The organism is Cyanobium sp. BA5m-10, from assembly GCF_024346255.1.
In the GTDB taxonomy this organism is placed as follows: Bacteria; Cyanobacteriota; Cyanobacteriia; order PCC-6307; family Cyanobiaceae; genus Cyanobium_A; species Cyanobium_A usitatum.
Map to the genome: position 1 here is coordinate 1 of NZ_JAGQCP010000009.1, position 15,748 is coordinate 15,748.

At 64.0% G+C, this 15,748-nt stretch carries 22 protein-coding genes, 1 tRNA gene and 1 pseudogene; 17 read left to right on the forward strand and 7 right to left on the reverse strand.

Going from position 1 to position 15,748, the window contains the following annotated elements; all coding sequences use genetic code 11:
• Positions 1-910, forward strand: a pseudogene (locus tag KBY85_RS05315) (FAD-dependent oxidoreductase); the annotation flags it as partial.
• A 14-nt stretch (positions 911-924) separates the two neighbouring features.
• Here KBY85_RS05315 and KBY85_RS05320 read toward each other — a convergent pair.
• Positions 925-1,836, reverse strand: a complete 912-nt coding sequence (locus tag KBY85_RS05320; protein WP_254960488.1) for a prephenate/arogenate dehydrogenase — start codon at positions 1,834-1,836, stop codon at positions 925-927.
• A gap of 59 nt (positions 1,837-1,895) precedes the next feature.
• Between KBY85_RS05320 and KBY85_RS05325 the strand changes: the two genes are divergently transcribed.
• From KBY85_RS05325 to KBY85_RS05335, 3 genes are read left to right on the forward strand one after another with little or no spacing between them, the layout of a single operon-like run.
• The gene (locus KBY85_RS05325; protein ID WP_254960489.1) at positions 1,896-3,332 is read left to right on the forward strand and encodes a helicase; all 1,437 of its coding nucleotides are present in this window, start codon (positions 1,896-1,898) and stop codon (positions 3,330-3,332) included.
• Between the two features lie 37 nt (positions 3,333-3,369).
• Positions 3,370-3,618, forward strand: coding sequence for a DUF2839 domain-containing protein (locus KBY85_RS05330; RefSeq protein WP_254960490.1), 249 nt, complete (start codon positions 3,370-3,372; stop codon positions 3,616-3,618).
• A gap of 52 nt (positions 3,619-3,670) precedes the next feature.
• Positions 3,671-4,060 carry a DUF1815 family protein gene (locus KBY85_RS05335; protein ID WP_254960491.1) on the forward strand — a complete coding sequence of 130 codons (390 nt, stop codon included), beginning with the start codon at positions 3,671-3,673 and terminating at the stop codon, positions 4,058-4,060.
• A gap of 15 nt (positions 4,061-4,075) precedes the next feature.
• Here the strand turns inward: KBY85_RS05335 and recA are convergent, their stop codons facing one another.
• A complete protein-coding gene (recA, locus tag KBY85_RS05340) occupies positions 4,076-5,152 on the reverse strand; it encodes a recombinase RecA (RefSeq protein ID WP_254960493.1) in 1,077 nt (358 codons plus the stop codon).
• Between the two features lie 4 nt (positions 5,153-5,156).
• On the opposite strand from recA, the gene KBY85_RS05345 reads away from it, so the two are divergent.
• On the forward strand, positions 5,157-5,531 hold the full coding sequence (locus KBY85_RS05345; protein WP_254960494.1) for a hypothetical protein: 375 nt from the start codon (positions 5,157-5,159) through the stop codon (positions 5,529-5,531).
• A 1-nt stretch (position 5,532) separates the two neighbouring features.
• Here the strand turns inward: KBY85_RS05345 and KBY85_RS05350 are convergent, their stop codons facing one another.
• From KBY85_RS05350 to KBY85_RS05370, 5 genes are all read right to left on the reverse strand, one after another.
• A complete protein-coding gene (locus tag KBY85_RS05350; protein WP_254960495.1) occupies positions 5,533-6,321 on the reverse strand; it encodes an HAD family hydrolase in 789 nt (262 codons plus the stop codon).
• 9 nt (positions 6,322-6,330) lie between these two features.
• A tRNA-Gln gene (locus KBY85_RS05355) sits at positions 6,331-6,402 on the reverse strand.
• 123 nt (positions 6,403-6,525) lie between these two features.
• Positions 6,526-8,169, reverse strand: a complete 1,644-nt coding sequence (locus KBY85_RS05360; RefSeq protein ID WP_254960539.1) for an AAA family ATPase — start codon at positions 8,167-8,169, stop codon at positions 6,526-6,528.
• A gap of 32 nt (positions 8,170-8,201) precedes the next feature.
• Positions 8,202-9,233: an LdpA C-terminal domain-containing domain gene (locus KBY85_RS05365; protein WP_254960497.1), complete on the reverse strand. Its 1,032-nt coding sequence runs from the start codon at positions 9,231-9,233 to the stop codon at positions 8,202-8,204.
• On the reverse strand, positions 9,211-9,672 hold the full coding sequence (locus KBY85_RS05370; RefSeq protein ID WP_254941844.1) for an NAD(P)H-quinone oxidoreductase subunit N: 462 nt from the start codon (positions 9,670-9,672) through the stop codon (positions 9,211-9,213). The genes KBY85_RS05365 and KBY85_RS05370 overlap by 23 nt, the downstream gene beginning before the upstream one ends.
• Positions 9,673-10,126: 454 nt before the next feature.
• On the opposite strand from KBY85_RS05370, the gene rplC reads away from it, so the two are divergent.
• Genes rplC through rplX form a run of 12 tightly spaced genes read left to right on the forward strand, consistent with a single transcriptional unit; the run spans position 10,127 to position 15,704 of the window.
• A complete protein-coding gene (gene rplC, locus KBY85_RS05375) occupies positions 10,127-10,774 on the forward strand; it encodes a 50S ribosomal protein L3 (RefSeq protein ID WP_106632380.1) in 648 nt (215 codons plus the stop codon).
• 11 nt (positions 10,775-10,785) lie between these two features.
• Positions 10,786-11,421 carry a 50S ribosomal protein L4 gene (gene rplD, locus KBY85_RS05380; protein ID WP_106632381.1) on the forward strand — a complete coding sequence of 212 codons (636 nt, stop codon included), beginning with the start codon at positions 10,786-10,788 and terminating at the stop codon, positions 11,419-11,421.
• Positions 11,414-11,716, forward strand: a complete 303-nt coding sequence (locus KBY85_RS05385; protein ID WP_094560045.1) for a 50S ribosomal protein L23 — start codon at positions 11,414-11,416, stop codon at positions 11,714-11,716. The genes rplD and KBY85_RS05385 overlap by 8 nt, the downstream gene beginning before the upstream one ends.
• A 15-nt stretch (positions 11,717-11,731) precedes the next feature.
• Positions 11,732-12,595: a 50S ribosomal protein L2 gene (gene rplB, locus KBY85_RS05390; RefSeq protein WP_106632382.1), complete on the forward strand. Its 864-nt coding sequence runs from the start codon at positions 11,732-11,734 to the stop codon at positions 12,593-12,595.
• Between the two features lie 35 nt (positions 12,596-12,630).
• Positions 12,631-12,906, forward strand: coding sequence for a 30S ribosomal protein S19 (gene rpsS, locus KBY85_RS05395; RefSeq protein WP_106632383.1), 276 nt, complete (start codon positions 12,631-12,633; stop codon positions 12,904-12,906).
• A 4-nt stretch (positions 12,907-12,910) separates the two neighbouring features.
• Positions 12,911-13,264, forward strand: coding sequence for a 50S ribosomal protein L22 (gene rplV / locus KBY85_RS05400; RefSeq protein ID WP_106632384.1), 354 nt, complete (start codon positions 12,911-12,913; stop codon positions 13,262-13,264).
• Positions 13,265-13,283: 19 nt separating this feature from the next.
• Positions 13,284-14,012: a 30S ribosomal protein S3 gene (gene rpsC / locus KBY85_RS05405; RefSeq protein ID WP_254960498.1), complete on the forward strand. Its 729-nt coding sequence runs from the start codon at positions 13,284-13,286 to the stop codon at positions 14,010-14,012.
• 16 nt (positions 14,013-14,028) lie between these two features.
• Positions 14,029-14,472, forward strand: coding sequence for a 50S ribosomal protein L16 (gene rplP / locus KBY85_RS05410; RefSeq protein WP_254941846.1), 444 nt, complete (start codon positions 14,029-14,031; stop codon positions 14,470-14,472).
• A 3-nt stretch (positions 14,473-14,475) separates the two neighbouring features.
• Positions 14,476-14,700, forward strand: coding sequence for a 50S ribosomal protein L29 (rpmC, locus tag KBY85_RS05415; RefSeq protein WP_106632387.1), 225 nt, complete (start codon positions 14,476-14,478; stop codon positions 14,698-14,700).
• A 16-nt stretch (positions 14,701-14,716) separates the two neighbouring features.
• Positions 14,717-14,968 carry a 30S ribosomal protein S17 gene (rpsQ, locus tag KBY85_RS05420; RefSeq protein WP_094560052.1) on the forward strand — a complete coding sequence of 84 codons (252 nt, stop codon included), beginning with the start codon at positions 14,717-14,719 and terminating at the stop codon, positions 14,966-14,968.
• A 12-nt stretch (positions 14,969-14,980) separates the two neighbouring features.
• Positions 14,981-15,346 carry a 50S ribosomal protein L14 gene (rplN, locus tag KBY85_RS05425; protein WP_106632388.1) on the forward strand — a complete coding sequence of 122 codons (366 nt, stop codon included), beginning with the start codon at positions 14,981-14,983 and terminating at the stop codon, positions 15,344-15,346.
• Between the two features lies 1 nt (position 15,347).
• Entirely contained in the window at positions 15,348-15,704 is a 357-nt protein-coding gene (rplX, locus tag KBY85_RS05430) for a 50S ribosomal protein L24 (RefSeq protein ID WP_254941847.1), read from the forward strand.
• Positions 15,705-15,748: the final 44 nt, after the last annotated feature.

A 15,748-nucleotide genomic window follows, 5' to 3' on the forward strand; every position in this document is an offset into this window, starting at 1 on the left:
CTCCCAGGAGCCAGCAGAGCGCACCGCCGCCCTCTATGGCGCCACCGTGCTGGCCATGGGCCAGGCACCGCTTGGGCTCTGGCACCTGCAGGGCTCCATGCAGGTGCTCAGCCAGCAGCTGGAGCAGTCCCTAGCGGCCGGCGGCGGCCAGCTGCGACTGCGCCACCGGGTTGGCAGCCTGGAGCGCAGCAACGAGCCTGGAGGCGGCGCGGGCTGGCGGGTACGGGGCGAGCGCTTCGAACGGCAGGCCGCCGATGTGGTGCTGGCGCTGCCGGTGCAGAGCCTGCCCGATCTGCTGGGCAAGCAGCTGCCCGCGGGCTACCGGCAACGGCTGGCCCAGCTCCCCGATCCCTCCGGCGCGTTGGTGTTCTATGGCGCAGTGGAGCGAGCCCTGCTGCCTGCCAACTGCCACTCCCACCTACAACTCGATTGGGCCGATCCGGGCACCTTGTTTGTGTCGGTGAGCCACGAGGGCGACGGCCGGGCGCCGGCGGGCCTGGCCACGGTGATCGCCAGCGTGTTCACACCAGCGAGGCCCTGGTTTGGCCTCGAAGCCACCGCCTACGAACAAGCCAAGGCGGAAGCGCTGGCCGCCATACAGCGGGGATTGGAGTCGCTGCTGGGCATCAGCCCAGCACAGTGGCGCCACGCTGAGCTAGCCACACCCAGGGGTTTTGAGCGCTGGACCGGGCGGCCCTTTGGCTTTGTGGGCGGCCTGGGACAGCACCCCAGCCGCTTCGGGCCCTTCGGCCTGGCGAGCCGCACCCCCCTACCGAGCCTGTGGCTGTGCGGCGATTCGATCCACCCCGGCGAGGGCACCGCCGCCGTGGGCCTATCAGCCCTGATGGCCTGCCGGCAGCTGCTGGCAGAGCGGGGCCAATCCCTGAACCTCAGCGACCTGAACACATAGCCGTGTCAGGGGGATCAGAGAAACTGCGGCCGCAACTCCTGGCTGCGATCGAGCTCCTGCCGCAAGCCCAGCCAATCCCCCTGGCTCACCTGCTGCTCGAGGGCTTCCAGCTGCTGCCGGTAGAGCGCCAGCGCCACCAGCAGCGCCTCGCGGTTGCAGCGGGCCATCAGGGTGCCCAACTCCGGATTGCCGCCGCCCACCCGGCTGGTGTCGGCAAAACCGCTTGAAGCTAGGGCGCGCACTAGGCCAGCTAGATCCCCGGCGCCCGCAGCGCCCGCCCGATCAGCCGTCTGCAGCAGGGCGGCACCCACCAACACCGGCAGGTGGGAGATCAGCGCCACCGCTTGGTCGTGCTCAGCGGCGCCGCAACTGAGCCAGTGGGCCCCCACAGCCTGGGCCAAGCCCTGAACCAACGCCAGCGCCTGCGGATCAGTGGCGGCAGAGGGGGTCGCCACCCAAGGGCGCCCGCGAAACAACCCCTGCCGCCCCGCCTCAACGCCCGCCTCAGCCGTACCGGCCATCGGATGACTGGCGACAAAACGGGGATGCAGGCCCTGCCAGAGCTCCAGCACCGGCGCCTTCACCGAACCCACATCGGTGATCACCGCCTGGGGTGGCAACGCCGCCAGCAACTCCTGCGTCGGCTCCAGCAGCCGGTCTAGGGGCAGGGCCAGCACCACCAGGCTGCAGCCGGCCAGCACGGCGGGGTTGGTGCCCACCTCTGTGGCCAGGAACCGCTGCCGGGCTCGCTCGGCGGTGGCATCACGGTGCACTAGAGCGCGCACCTCCACGCCTTGGTGCTGCAAATCCAGGCCCAGGGAGCCACCAATCAATCCCAAGCCCACGATCCCCACGGGCCCCTGCCGCCACGGATTGGCGGTGCTGCGAGCACGAGCCTGGGGGCTGGGCAGGGAATCGGGAGTCATCTGGGGGCAGGAGCCATGCCGCCAGCTTCCTACGCTTTTGATCTGTTGGCTGGCTGGGAATGCTCGAAGCCCGCGCCCATCAGCAACTCAAGGACCTATTGCGCCAGGAGGGCAGTGCTCCCTGGCCCCACCACCTCAGCCTCAGCCGCTTGGTGGCCCGCAGCCTGCGCCGCGGCGACCACACCCTGGTGCGACTAGCACCAGGCAGCGAGCCCAGCTGGTGGATCAGCCTGCTGGTGCCCCTGGCCCTAAGCGAGTGCCCCCTGGCAATAGTGGTGGGCGAGGCCCAACGCCAACGGCTGCTACAGGTGGAGCTGCCCAGGCTGGCAAAGGCCGAACCAAGCATGGCCCTGCCCTGCTTCGAGGGCGACCAAGCACCAGAAGCTGCCCGCGTCTGGCTGCTTAGCCATCAGCAGCTGGTCGCGGCCTGGCAAAAGGGGGGGCTGGGGGAGCGCCAACTGGTGATCCCGGAGGCGGAACAGCTCGACGCCCTGCTGCGCCAAGCCCTGGAGGTGGTGGTCACACACCAGCACTGGGATCAACTGCGGCGGGCCCAGCCCGCGGCCGAGTCCAGCCTGCTGAGCCTGCACCAACGGCTCAATCGCAGGGTGCTCAGCGCCCCCCGCCGTCCCAACCAGCTGGTGGCCTTGGCCCCAGACGACGAAGCCCCCCTGCGCCATCTGCTGCAGCTGCTAAGCCCCCTACCCGCGCCATGGCCCGACTGGCTGGCCGCCAAGGGCGACGGCTGGACCAGCTGGGCCCAGCTGAATCCCCAACTGCTGCAATGGCAACTGCACCGCCACCCCCTCGAGCCCTTGGCGGTGCTGCGCGGTCTGCTGGAGGGGCGGGGTGCGGTGCTGCTGGGCCAACTTGCGCCGGGGAGTGAATTGGGGCTCCAGCCGGATGTGGAGCTGAATCTCGGCGATGCACCCCTTGCCGACCCCCTGCCCCTATTTGCGCCGCTGCGCCAACCGCTGCCGAATAGCCCGAACTACGGACAGCACCTGCTCGAGCAAAGCCGGCGCCTGATCCTTGGCCAAGCTGGGCTAACGGTCGTGCTGATCGATGACGAAGCCCTGCGATTAGGACTGACCAGTGGGCTGGCAGCGGAATTCGGCAGTCGCGTAGGGCACGAGAGCACCGCGCCCGAGAGCAATGGGGTGATTTGTGGCCGCTGGTGCTGGTGGCTCGAGCAGCAGGCCCGGTTGCCGCTGCCAAGCCAGATCGTGATCGCCCTGCTGCCGATCGCCAGCCTCGAAGATCCACTCACCGCTGCGCGAGTAATGGCCCTGCGCCAGGAGGGCCGCGATTGGTTCCGAGAGGGCCTGCTGCCAGATGCCCTAACCCGTTTGCAGCTCGGTGTAGCGGGGCTTAGGCGCGAGGGCGCTGGCCGACTGGCCGTACTGGATGGGCGGCTGCGGGGGCGGAGCTGGGGCCGCCAGGTGCTTGCGGCCCTGGAACCCTGGATCAACCTGACCCGCTTACTGCCTCACTGACGTGGGATCCTGACTTCACCATCCAAGTAGCGGAGCCATGGGGGAAGCCAAGCGTCGCAGCATTCAGGGTCTGCCACCCAAGCTGGTTAAGCCAAAACGGCCAAAAGAAATTGACACCTCGCCACGCGTCGCAGCCTGGCTGCCCCTGACGCGCAACCAGGCTGATCGCTTCGTCACCCTCACCACCAAAGGGGCCTGGATAGGCATCGGCGCCCTGGTGGTGTTCTGGCTGACGGTGCGTTTTGTCGGCCCCGCAGCCGGCTGGTGGAACCTGTCCGACGGCTGACCCGCGAAATCCTGAAGAAAAGATTAGGATCTTTTGAATCCGTCTGGTCGTCGTGTTCCCACGCTTAGCCGAGCAGTACAGATCTGTGGTGTACGACCTGGTGATGAGTCTTCAGGCTCTCGCCAAAAGCCTTCAAGACCGAGGCATTGCTGCCACCTGCTACGTCTGCGGTGATGGCCGGGACGGTCACGGGGCCTCCTTCGTCGCCAACCTCGACGCGAACCACATGGTGCGGTTTTTAGTTTCCGATTTCGGCATCAGCTGGGTGGAATCCCGCGATGGCCACGAACTGGTGAAGCTAGAAGGAGCCGAAGCCATCCAGGAGCTACAGCGAGTAGCCCAAGTGCTCCAAAGCCCCGTGGCAGCAAAGGGATCGCGAGCTCAATCGCCAGCCAACCCGCCTAACCCCAACCAGCTCAAGGGAGCATTCACGCTCCCTTGAGCTGGGACAAGCAGCTCAGCTAGTCACCAGCAACTCTTCGAGGCCATCGCCCGCTTCAGCGAGCCCTGATGATGCAACAGCCGCCTTAGCAGCCGCGGCCAGGGGCTTCATGGAATTGGCGGTGACCTCTGAGCCCTCCTTCAGCTTTTGCCGAGTGAGTTGCTCAATCACCTCAGCCTGGGCTGGGTTTTGCTCCAACCAGGTGATCGTGTTGTCCCGGCCCTGACCAATGTTGTCGCCCTCGTAGCTGTACCAGGCACCTTTGCGGATCACCACACCGGTCTCCTCGGCCAAGTCGAGCAAACAGCCAAGGGTGCTGATGCCACGGCCAAACAGGATGTCGAATTCGGCGATCCGGAAGGGCGGGGCGACTTTGTTTTTTGCCACCTTCACCTTGGCGCGGATGCCGTACTCCTCGGTGCCCCGCTTGAGGGTCTGAATCCGGCGAATGTCCAAGCGCACCGATGCATAAAACTTGAGGGCGTTACCACCGGTGGTGGTTTCCGGATTGCCGTAGGTGACACCGATCTTCTGGCGCAGCTGGTTGAGGAAGATCACGGTGCAGCCGGATTTACCTATGTTGCCGGTGATCTTGCGCATGGCCTGGCTCATTAGGCGAGCCTGGGCACCCACAGCCAGGTCCCCCATTTCACCTTCAATTTCAGCGCGGGGGGTCAAGGCCGCCACCGAGTCGATCACCACGATGTCCACGGCCGCTGAACGCACCAGCTGGTCGACGATCTCCAAAGCCATCTCACCGGTATCCGGTTGGGAGACCAGCAGGTTTTCAATGTCAACGCCAAGGGCCGCTGCATAGACGGGGTCGAGGGCATGCTCCGCATCCACAAAAGCGGCCACACCACCTCGCTTCTGCACCTCAGCAATGGCATGCAGGGTGAGGGTGGTCTTACCGGAACTCTCCGGCCCATAGACCTCAACTACGCGACCCTTGGGATAGCCCCCACCCAAGGCCAGATCCAGGGTGAGGGCCCCAGTGCCGATGGTTTCCACCCGCATGCGGGAGGCATCCCCCAGGCGCATGATCGAACCCTTGCCGAAATTGCGCTCGATCTGATTCAAGACAAGCCCCAAGGCCTTGTCGCGCTCGGCTGCTGCCCGGCTATCGGCAGTCGAATTATTAGATGAAGAGGCCGTAGCCGCAGAATTAGTAGCTGAAGAGGCGGTAGCTGCAGAAGAGGCAGAAGCCGAAGCAGAACTGGCTGAGGCGCGGGAAGCAGGGGGCACGGAAGGGCTGGAGGAGGAGTTAGGGGTAGCGGGCATAACAGCAATCAAATGCGAAGGAACAGGCCGCAAAGACGCAAAGCAGGGCGGGGAGCTAGCCGTAAATCGGCATGACCCGCAGGCACGACCTCCAGGCAAACCCGAAGACGGCCATCCTGCGGCCTCTAAGCAGCTAGTGCCCCTAAAGCGGGCCGGCGTATCAATTGCTAATAGTACGAGCGTACTCTAGCTCACTGGGGCCATTGCGCCAGGGGGGCAGCAAATAGCTCCGGCGTCAGCCAGCCGATGCCAGCCGGCAAAGCCTCAGCGTCCTGGGGACCCAAGTACCCCCAACTCACCAAAAAACAACGGACCGATGCCAAGCGGGAATCGGCCCGCACCGTTGCCAGCGTGGGGCGTCTGTCTTCAACAAACCAGAGCGGGCGCCCCTGATCCAGCAGCTGGTGCAGCACCTCGGGCTTGCTGCCGTGCTCGTGGCCATAAAGGGCGGAAGGCTCTAGAGCCGCAGCCGCCAACAGCCTGGCCGCAAAAGCGGCGCCCTTGGTGGTGAGAACCACCCAGTCGGCCCCTTCCTGCCCCAAGCGCTGTAATCGCTCCTTCACCCCCGGGTAAAACCTGTGGCGGGAAAGCCAGGCAGCAGGCGCTTCAGCGATGGCGGCATTGCGGACCTGCTCGAGCTGGCGCTGCAGCCGCTCCGGCTGCCACCCCCAACGAGCCAGAGCGGCAGGCAAGGCCCCGTCGTAATCGGCCAGCAACTCCTCCAAGTTGAGATCCGGGCGGCCCAACTCCGCTGCAATCAGCACCATCTCCCAACCCTTGTGAATCAGGGGCCGCAAGCTGGTGAAACCTGCCGGTGCCTGCTCGGGGAGCACCAGCTCTGGAGCCAGCTGCAGGGCCGCCGCCCGGGCCGACCACCAGTATTCGGGCATGCCATCCATCAACACCCCGTCGAAATCAAAAACGATCAAGGGGCCAGATTTAGCCCAAAAGCCAGTCGCAGCAGGGGGAGCGAAAGACATGGATCAAAACTGGGTCGCTAGGATTCGAACCTAGGAATGGCGGTACCAAAAACCGCTGCCTTACCGCTTGGCGACGACCCAATGGCGCTCTGAAAGAGCTTGAACCAAACCTAACGGATGGGCTCAACCGGAATTTCCGGGTACCAAGATAGTTACCCATAGCGCCCGGTCCTTCGTCAACCGCCGCAGCCACCGGCTCCTAGCTCAGACAGGAAATAGCCGCAGTCGCTGCTCCACACCGCGACCAAACACAGCGGTGCGTAGCCGGTAGCGATCAGCCAATTCCGCCTGCATCAGTCTCACCCTCTCGCTGCGGGGCAGCAGCTCTACGGGCTGGCCGTGGGGCAACACCACCTGTTCAACCGCCAGCCGGCATTCCTCAAGCCCGGCGAGTGCGTCATCGGCCTGGGCGCTGCAGGCAGCCACTGCGACTGGATCCTTTTGCGCCTGTCCCTCACGATGACGCTGGAGCAGCCGCTCTAGGGCGCGCTGCAGCTGGGGCGGGGCCGCCGACTTCAGGACCAAAATCGGCAGGCCCAGGTCCTGAGCCTGACGGCGCACATGGGGATCACTGCCGAGATGTTGGCGCAGGCTGAGTACCGCGTCAGCCAGCTCGACACTGCCCACCAGCTCCACTGGCAACTGACGGGCCCGCACCACCTGCTCCAGCGGCCCCAGGCTGAGGCCCGCTCCGTACACCCGCAACATCGCTGCCGCGGCTTCAACCGCTGGGAGCTCTGACGCCGCGTCAGCGTCCTCCAACTCGGGCAGGGGTGCGGCGGCCAGCCGTGGTCGCCCATGGGGCCGCGGCGCCACCGCCTCCCTGGCAGCCGGGGCAGGCGCTGACTCAAGTTGCCGCTGCAGCTGCCCATCGGCGCCGAGCTCCCGAATCTCGGGGCGCCCCACCTGGCCCCGCAGCAGCATGTCCACCGTGCGGGCCACGTCCCTGTGCACATGCCAACGATGGCGGCTGTGCATCTCAACCGCCATGGCAAAAGTGGGCTCGGCAGCCCTCTCCAACACGGTTTTCTGCGTGCGACGGCGGCGGGCCTCCTCATCGCCGAGCGTCACCGCCTGAATGCCACCCACCAAATCGGAGAGGGTGGGATTTTTAATCAAGTTTTCGATGGCATTGCCATGGGCCGTGGCCACGAGCATCACGCCACGCTCGGCAATGGTGCGAGCCGCCTGGGCTTCAAGCTCGGTGCCGATCTCGTCAATAACGATCACCTCGGGCATGTGGTTTTCCACGGCCTCGATCATCACCTGGTGCTGAAGCTCCGGCCGGGCTACCTGCATGCGCCGGGCGCCGCCGATGGCGGGATGGGGAATGTCGCCATCCCCAGCGATTTCATTGCTGGTGTCAATCACCACTACCCGCTTGCCCAGGTCATCGGCCAACACCCGGGCGATCTCGCGCAGGGCGGTGGTCTTGCCCACACCAGGGCGCCCCATCAACAGCAGCGACTCGCCGGCATCGAGCAGGTCGCGCACCATGGCCACTGTGCCAAACACTGCTCTGCCCACCCGGCAGGTGAGTCCCACGATCGTGCCGGTGCGGTTGCGGATCGCACTGATGCGATGCAGGGTGCGCTCAATGCCGGCACGGTTGTCGCCGCCGAAGCTGCCTAATCTCTCCACCACTGCAGCCAGGTCGGCGCGCTCCAGGGGCTGATTGCCCAGGGCGCTTACCTGGCCCGGGTAGCGGGCCTCGGGCACCCGGCCCAGGTCGAGCACAACCTCCAGTAACTGCTCACGCGACTCGGCGGTCGCCAAGGCCGCCTGCACCACCTCAGGCAGCAGGGCCAGCAGGCGATCGAGGTCGTCGGTGACGCGCTGGGGGGCGATCAAAGCAGGGCTGGACACCGAATCGCAAGGCACTAGGTACGTTCTAGCCAGGGATTAACAAGCTCCCGAGCCAGCCCCAGGGCAAGGGGGAAAAGCTCGGCATCGGCCAGCAAAGAGCGTCCCCGCCCCTGGGCCTCTAATAGCAGGGGCTGCAACAGTCGGCGAGCCACGCCACCAAAGGCGACGCCAGCGATTCGATGCTGCAAGGGATAGCTCGTCAACTGAGGCAGCGTGTGAGCGTTGGTGCCCCCAGCCAGCTGCACGGGGCCGGGGGGAGCCTGGGGGAGCACGGCCGCAACCAACTTGACGGCCGCTCGAGCCGTACCCGCCCCCACATCACCACTCATCGGCCGGCCATCGAGCTGCCAGAGGGGACGAAAGCCGGCGCCGCGCAGCAGGCTGAAGCGCTGCCATAGCTCCGCCACCAACGCAGAGGGCGACTGGGCTGTGCCCTCAAGACCCGCACTCACCGCCAGCCGCTGCAGCTGCACGCCACTGGCCCGCAGCTGGCCAACCCGCTCTGCAAAGGCCACGCCGCGACCGGGGTGGGTGTGGAGTTCCACCGCATCAGGGCGCAACTCCGCAAGCAGGGGAGGCACATCCGCCCCTGCCAGCACCTGACTCCGCTCCTCAATCATTCCGTGGGGGCAGGCAGGCAGGCAGCGGCCACAGCCATAGCAGCGCTCCGCCAACACTCCTGGAGCGCCAGTAGCAGCAAGCCCGATGGCCAAGGCAGGACAAACCCGCTCACAGGGGCGGGGGCAGACCGGCGGGCAGCAGGCGGGGTCGAACCAAGCCTTACGGAAATGGGGATCGTCGCCATCGCTGAGGCTCAACATCAGCCAGGGGCGACTGGCGCCACGGGCTTCAGCCCAATCAATCCCGCGGCGGATCGCGGCCACTACAGCCGCATCTACCGCGCCATCTATGCAGTGCACCCCGGCCAGAGAAAAAATGCCGCAGAGGTCTTCGATCCCAGCCAGATCCTGGTTGCTAGCCCCACAGATCAACTTGACCCAGCGGCCTAAGGCGAGAGCCTCCTCAGGCGTCAAGCAGCTGCTCAAGGGGCTGCCAGCGCAGTTCACGGGAACCGCCCATCTCCACCACAAGCTTGAGGCGAGGCTCACGCTGGCAGAGAGAGATCAGGGACCCCAATTCAGCCTGAGACAGAACCTGACCCTCCAACAACCAAAGCAGGATGGGCTGTGTGCCCTCGAGCAAAGCCCCCAATTGGGGCATCACCCGCTGCACCTCGCCCACAGCTGCACCCCTGCCCACGCTCTGGTGACCCAGGTGGGGCGGACGCACACCGTGCAACTGCAAAAGAAAGGCCTCAGGATCACCAAGCCCCCGCGCCGATGTGAGCTGGGCGCGATAACCAACAGCCCGCATCCGGCGCATCAAGCGGGTCTCTGCGCCACCCTCAAGGGGTGCAAATAGGGCCAGAGCACCAGCGCGCTCAAGGTCCTGGCGGAAACCGCGACCGGAGAGCAGCAGGGGCATTACGGGTAATTGCTAGCTACACACCACTTTGACAGCCCAAGCAGGGTTAGGCGGTGGGGTATGTTCATCAACTGTGCCATTGATATGTGCCCGACCGCTAGCCGGGCCTCCAGATCACGGCACACGATCACCAGTGGTGGTGATCGTCCTCGGCCAGCACGGTTCCAGCAGCTTTAAAAGTTTGCAGGTCCCGTCGGGAAACTGCCAGAACGCACTGATCTCAAGTCTGTTGAGTCCAGTCCGGTTCCGATAAGTCCCAGCCGCGCTGATCCGAATCAGATCAGCCTCGCTAGCCCTTGGAAATCGCAACCCGTTGATGGAGGCCCAGGCTTCCGCGGCGAAGAGCGGCCCCTCGGCCGAGCCAGGCAACATTCTGACCGCTTCAGTTTCACCGTCGTGCATGAGGCCCTTGCTCACTGCGCCCGGTGGTCCAGCTGGCGTTGTTTCCCCTCCTATGTCTATCGGCATTCTTGGGAAGAAATTGGGCATGTCCCAGTTCTTCAACGACGAGGGCAAGTCCATCCCGGTCACCTTGATCGAGGCGGGTCCTTGCCGCATCACCCAACTCAAAAGCACCAGCACCGACGGCTACAACGCCGTTCAGCTTGGTTTTGGCGACATTCGCGAAAAGCTCGTGAACAAGCCAGCCAAGGGGCACCTAGCCAAATCTGGTGATGAGGTCCTGCGCCACCTGAAGGAATATCGGGTTGACAGCGTGGATGGCCTTGAGCTGGGTGGCTCCATCTCCGTGACGGCCTTTGAGCCTGGTCAAAAGGTTGATGTGAGCGGCGACACCATGGGCCGTGGCTTTTCCGGCCTCCAAAAGCGCCACGGCTTCAGCCGGGGCCCCATGACCCACGGTTCCAAGAACCACCGAGAGCCTGGCTCGATCGGCGCCGGCACCACGCCGGGCCGCGTCTACCCCGGCAAGCGCATGGCGGGCCGCTACGGCGGCAAACAAATCACCACCCGCGGCCTCGTCATCCTCAAAGTGGATGTGGAGCGCAACTTGCTGGTAGTGAAGGGTTCGGTGCCCGGCAAGCCTGGCGCCCTGCTCAACATCCGCCCGGCGAACCGGGTGGGCGCCAAAGCCGGGAACTGAGGAGAAAACCAATGGCTAATTGTGTAATTCGCGACTGGCAAGGCAAGGAGGCCGGCAAGGCTGCCCTTGAACTCAAAGTCGCTAAGGAATCGTCTGCCACAGACTTGGTGCATCGCGCCGTGGTGCGTCAGCTGGCAAACGCCCGTCAGGGCACGGCCAGCACGCTTACCCGCGCTGAAGTAGCCGGTGGCGGCCGCAAGCCCTACAAGCAAAAGGGCACAGGTCGGGCCCGCCAAGGCTCGATTCGAACCCCCCTCCGCCCCGGCGGTGGTGTGGTGTTTGGTCCCAAGCCCCGCAGCTACACCCTGGCGATGAACCGCAAGGAGCGTCGCCTGGCCCTGCGCACCGCGTTGATGAGTCGCATCAACGACATCACCGTTGTCAAGGGCTTTGGCGTTGGGCTCGATACCCCCAAAACCAAGGAAATCACCGCCGGTCTCGGCCGGCTTGGTATCGAAGCCGGCACCAAGGTGCTGGTGGTGCTCGACGGAGCCTCCGAGGCAGTGCGCCGCTCGGTGCGCAACCTCGAGAAGGTCAAGCTGATCGCTGCGGATCAGCTCAACGTGTTTGATTTGCTCCACGCCAACAAGTTGGTGGTGAGCGAGGAAGCACTCGCGAAGATTCAGGAGGTCTACGGCGATGGCTGAACGTTTTTCGAGCCGGCTTGCGGATGTGATCCGTCGGCCGCTGATCACCGAGAAGGCCACCCGGGCCCTCGAGCAGAACCAGTACACCTTTGAGGTGGACCATCGGGCTGCAAAACCCGACATCAAGGCTGCCGTTGAACAGCTGTTCGACGTCAAAGTCATCGGCATCAGCACCATGAATCCCCCTCGCCGCTCCAGGCGGGTGGGCCGCTTCGCCGGCAAACGTGCCCAAGTGAAGAAAGCAGTGGTGCGCCTCGCCGAAGGCAATGCCATCCAGCTGTTCCCTGAGTCCTGAGGGGTCTGAAAAGAAATGGCTATCCGTAAATACCGACCCATCACCCCCGGCACCCGTACCCGTGTCGCCAGTGACTTCTCCGAAGTAACTGGCCGCGAACGGGAGCGAGGCTTGGTGGTCGCCAAACACCGCCGCAAAGGCCGCAACAACCGTGGCGTGATCACCTGCCGCCACCGCGGCGGTGGTCACAAGCGCCTCTACCGCATCGTCGACTTCCGCCGCGACAAGCTGGGAGTCGTCGCCAAAGTGGCGGCCATTCACTACGACCCGCACCGCAACGCCCGCCTAGCGCTGCTCTTCTACGTCGATGGCGAGAAGCGCTACATCCTTGCTCCGGCTGGCATTGAGATCGGACAGCAAGTGATCTCCGGACCCGAGTCGCCGATTGAAACGGGGAATGCCCTGCCTCTTTCTGCCATCCCCCTCGGCTCCAGCGTCCACAACGTCGAGCTCTATGCCGGTCGGGGCGGCCAGATGGTCCGCACGGCTGGTGCCAGTGCCCAAGTGGTTGCCAAAGAGGGCGACTACGTAGCCCTCAAGCTGCCTTCCACCGAGGTGCGCCTTGTGCGCCGCGAGTGCTACGCCACCCTAGGTGAAGTTGGCAACTCCGAAGTACGCAACACCAGCCTGGGCAAGGCTGGTCGCAAGCGCTGGCTTGGTCGCCGGCCTGAAGTGCGTGGATCGGTGATGAACCCCTGCGACCACCCTCACGGTGGTGGTGAGGGCCGCGCCCCGATCGGACGCTCTGGTCCGGTCACCCCCTGGGGCAAGCCTGCCCTTGGCTACAAAACCCGTAAGCGGAACAAACCCAGCAATCGGTTTGTGCTCCGGAAACGTCGCCGTACCTCCAAACGGAGCCGTGGCGGACGCGATTCCTGATGATCAACACCGCTTTGCTGTTCGCTTAATCAACCATGGGACGTTCGCTCAAAAAAGGACCGTTTGTTGCCGACAGCCTGCTTCGCAAGGTTGAAAAGCAAAACGGCGCAGATGACAAGTCCGTGATCAAAACCTGGTCACGTGCTTCCACCATCCTGCCGATGATGATCGGCCACACCATTGCCGTTCACAACGGCAAATCCCATGTTCCCGTCTACGTGACGGAACAGATGGTGGGCCACAAACTCGGGGAATTTGCCCCCACCCGCACCTTCCGGGGCCACATCAAGGATAAGAAAGGAGGCCGCTGACGCTATGGCAAACACACCTTCCAACCAGGCTCTCGCCCACGGCCGCTTCATCCGCGGTTCCGTATCCAAGGTGCGACGAGTTCTCGACCAGATCCGTGGCCGCAGCTATCGCGAGGCCCTGATCATGCTCGAGTTCATGCCTTACCGCTCAACCGGCCCAATCACCAAGGTGTTGCGCTCGGCTGTGGCTAACGCCGAGAACAATCTCGGCCTGGACCCCTCGACATTGGTAATCGCTTCAGCGATCGCCGACATGGGTCCCTGCCTGAAGCGCTTCCGCCCACGCGCCCAGGGTCGTGCCTACGCGATCAAAAAACAAACCTGCCACATCAGCATTGCTGTGGCTCCTTCCACCTAACCCCCGAGGACACCGAAAGATGGGACACAAGATCCATCCAACCGGCCTGCGCCTGGGGATTACCCAGGAACACCGCTCGCGTTGGTACGCCCCAAGTAAGACCTATCCAATCCTGCTTCAGGAAGACGACCGCATTCGCAAGTTCGTCCATAAGAAGTACGGCGCCGCAGGCATCAGCGACGTGCTGATTGCCCGTAAGGCAGATCAACTGGAAGTTGAACTCAAGACCGCCCGTCCCGGCGTGCTTGTTGGCCGTCAGGGCAGCGGCATTGAAGAGCTGCGCACCGGTATTCAGAAAACCCTCGGTGATGCCAACCGTCAGGTGCGCATCAACGTGGTGGAGGTCGAGCGGGTCGATGCCGACTCGTTCCTGCTGGCCGAGTACATCGCCCAGCAACTGGAGAAGCGCGTTGCCTTCCGCCGCGTCATCCGCATGGCCGTGCAACGGGCCCAGCGGGCTGGCGTGCTCGGCCTGAAAATCATGGTGGCCGGCCGCCTCAACGGCGCCGAGATCGCCCGGACCGAATGGACCCGGGAAGGTCGCGTGCCCCTACACACCCTGCGTGCCGACATCGACTACGCAACCAAGCTGGCCAGCACGACCTACGGAGTGCTGGGAATCAAGGTGTGGATTTTCAAAGGCGAGGTGCTGCCTGGCCAGAAAGAGCAGCTGCCCGTGGGTGCTGCGCCCCGCCGCCGGACCAGCCGGCAGCCGCAACAGTTTGAAGACCGCTCTAACAAAGAGTGATCCGGAGCCCTGAACCATGCTGAGTCCAAGACGCGTCAAATTCCGCAAACAACAGCGAGGCCGCATGCGCGGTGTCGCTACCCGGGGCAACACGATTGCCTTCGGGGAGTTTGCACTGCAGGCCCAGGAGTGTGGCTGGATCACCTCCCGCCAGATTGAAGCCAGCCGCCGAGCCATGACCCGCCACGTCAAACGCGGCGGCAAGATCTGGATCCGGATCTTCCCTGACAAACCAGTTACCATGCGCGCCGCCGAAACCCGTATGGGTTCCGGTAAGGGCAACCCGGAATTCTGGGTAGCCGTAATCAAACCGGGGCGCATTTTGTTTGAAATGGGTGGTCCTGAAATCACCCCCGAGATCGCCAAGGAAGCCATGCGCCTGGCGCAGTTCAAGCTTCCCCTCAAGACCAAATTCCTGAGCCTGGCGGATCAGGAAACCGCAGCCCCAGTGGAGGCCTGACCGATGGCAAAACCCAACATCGCCGATGTGCGCAAGCTCACCGGTGACCAGATCAACGAACAGGTCAACGCCACCAGGCGTGAACTGTTTGAGTTGCGCTTCCAGCAAGCCACCCGCCGGCTGGAAACTACTCACCGCTTCAAGGAGGCTCGCATAAAGCTGGCCCACCTGATGACGGTGCAACAGGAGCAGCAACGCTCCGCCGCCACGGCTGCTTCAGCCTCCTGATACCCCCTCGATCCCCATGGCACTCAAGGAAAGGGTCGGCACCGTCGTCAGCGACAAGATGGACAAAACGGTGGTGGTGGCGGTGGAAAACCGCTTCCCCCATCCCATCTATCAAAAGACGGTCAGCCGCACCACCCGATACAAAGCCCACGATGAAGCGAACAGCTGCAAAGTGGGTGACCGGGTTCGCATCACCGAGACCCGCCCGCTCAGTCGCACCAAGCGCTGGACCGTGGCCGAAGTTCTCACCAACAGCACCGCCGGTTGAGGAGAACTCCTAATGATCCAACAAGAAACCTATTTAAACGTCGCTGATAACAGCGGCGCCAAGCGCATCCAATGCATCCGGGTTCTCGGCACCAACCGTCGCTACGCCCACGTGGGCGACGTGATCGTGGCAGCCGTCAAGGATGCCATGCCCAACATGGGTGTCAAAAAATCGGATGTGGTCAAGGCCGTAGTGGTGCGCACCAAAGCCACCCTGCGCCGTGACACCGGCAATTCAATCCGGTTTGACGACAACGCAGCCGTGATCTTGGGTAACGACAACAACCCCAAGGGAACCCGAGTCTTCGGCCCGGTTGCCCGTGAACTGCGCGAGCGCAACTTCACCAAGATCGTTTCCCTCGCTCCGGAGGTCATCTGAAATGGCGACCGCAACTCCCAAGGCAAAACCCGCTGAGCGCATCAAGATGCGCCTCAAAAAGGGTGACACCGTCCAGCTGATCTCCGGCAAGGACAAGGGCAAAACCGGAGAGGTGCTACGCACCCTTCCCTACGAAAATCGTGTCGTAGTGCAGGGAATCAACCTCCGCACCCGCCACGTCAAGCCCACCCAGGAAGGCGAGAGTGGCCGCATCGTCACCGAGGAAGCCTCTGTGCATGCCTCGAATGTGATGCTCTACTCCAGCTCAAAACAGGTGGCAAGCCGCGTCGAAATCGTGGTGGAGAAAGACGGCACTAAAAAGCGTCGCCTCAAGAAGACAGGAGAAATCCTCGATTGAGCTCCAGAAGCGTGCCTCGCGATCACTCGCACAGGCCCCGCCAA

Excerpts from the sequence above, each read along its gene's own strand:
- rpsC (WP_254960498.1), top strand. The coding sequence starts at position 13,284 with ATGGGACACAAGATCCATCCAACCGGCCTGCGCCTGGGGATTACCCAG.
- KBY85_RS05325 (WP_254960489.1), top strand. The coding sequence starts at position 1,896 with ATGCTCGAAGCCCGCGCCCATCAGCAACTCAAGGACCTATTGCGCCAG.
- KBY85_RS05320 (WP_254960488.1), bottom strand. The coding sequence starts at position 1,836 with ATGACTCCCGATTCCCTGCCCAGCCCCCAGGCTCGTGCTCGCAGCACC.
- KBY85_RS05350 (WP_254960495.1), bottom strand. The coding sequence starts at position 6,321 with ATGTCTTTCGCTCCCCCTGCTGCGACTGGCTTTTGGGCTAAATCTGGC.
- rplV (WP_106632384.1), top strand. The coding sequence starts at position 12,911 with ATGGCAAACACACCTTCCAACCAGGCTCTCGCCCACGGCCGCTTCATC.
- KBY85_RS05385 (WP_094560045.1), top strand. The coding sequence starts at position 11,414 with ATGGCTGAACGTTTTTCGAGCCGGCTTGCGGATGTGATCCGTCGGCCG.
- rplX (WP_254941847.1), top strand. The coding sequence starts at position 15,348 with ATGGCGACCGCAACTCCCAAGGCAAAACCCGCTGAGCGCATCAAGATG.
- rpsS (WP_106632383.1), top strand. The coding sequence starts at position 12,631 with ATGGGACGTTCGCTCAAAAAAGGACCGTTTGTTGCCGACAGCCTGCTT.
- rpmC (WP_106632387.1), top strand. The coding sequence starts at position 14,476 with ATGGCAAAACCCAACATCGCCGATGTGCGCAAGCTCACCGGTGACCAG.
- rplB (WP_106632382.1), top strand. The coding sequence starts at position 11,732 with ATGGCTATCCGTAAATACCGACCCATCACCCCCGGCACCCGTACCCGT.
- KBY85_RS05370 (WP_254941844.1), bottom strand. The coding sequence starts at position 9,672 with ATGCCCCTGCTGCTCTCCGGTCGCGGTTTCCGCCAGGACCTTGAGCGC.
- rpsQ (WP_094560052.1), top strand. The coding sequence starts at position 14,717 with ATGGCACTCAAGGAAAGGGTCGGCACCGTCGTCAGCGACAAGATGGAC.
- KBY85_RS05330 (WP_254960490.1), top strand. The coding sequence starts at position 3,370 with ATGGGGGAAGCCAAGCGTCGCAGCATTCAGGGTCTGCCACCCAAGCTG.
- rplD (WP_106632381.1), top strand. The coding sequence starts at position 10,786 with ATGGCTAATTGTGTAATTCGCGACTGGCAAGGCAAGGAGGCCGGCAAG.
- rplC (WP_106632380.1), top strand. The coding sequence starts at position 10,127 with ATGTCTATCGGCATTCTTGGGAAGAAATTGGGCATGTCCCAGTTCTTC.
- rplP (WP_254941846.1), top strand. The coding sequence starts at position 14,029 with ATGCTGAGTCCAAGACGCGTCAAATTCCGCAAACAACAGCGAGGCCGC.
- rplN (WP_106632388.1), top strand. The coding sequence starts at position 14,981 with ATGATCCAACAAGAAACCTATTTAAACGTCGCTGATAACAGCGGCGCC.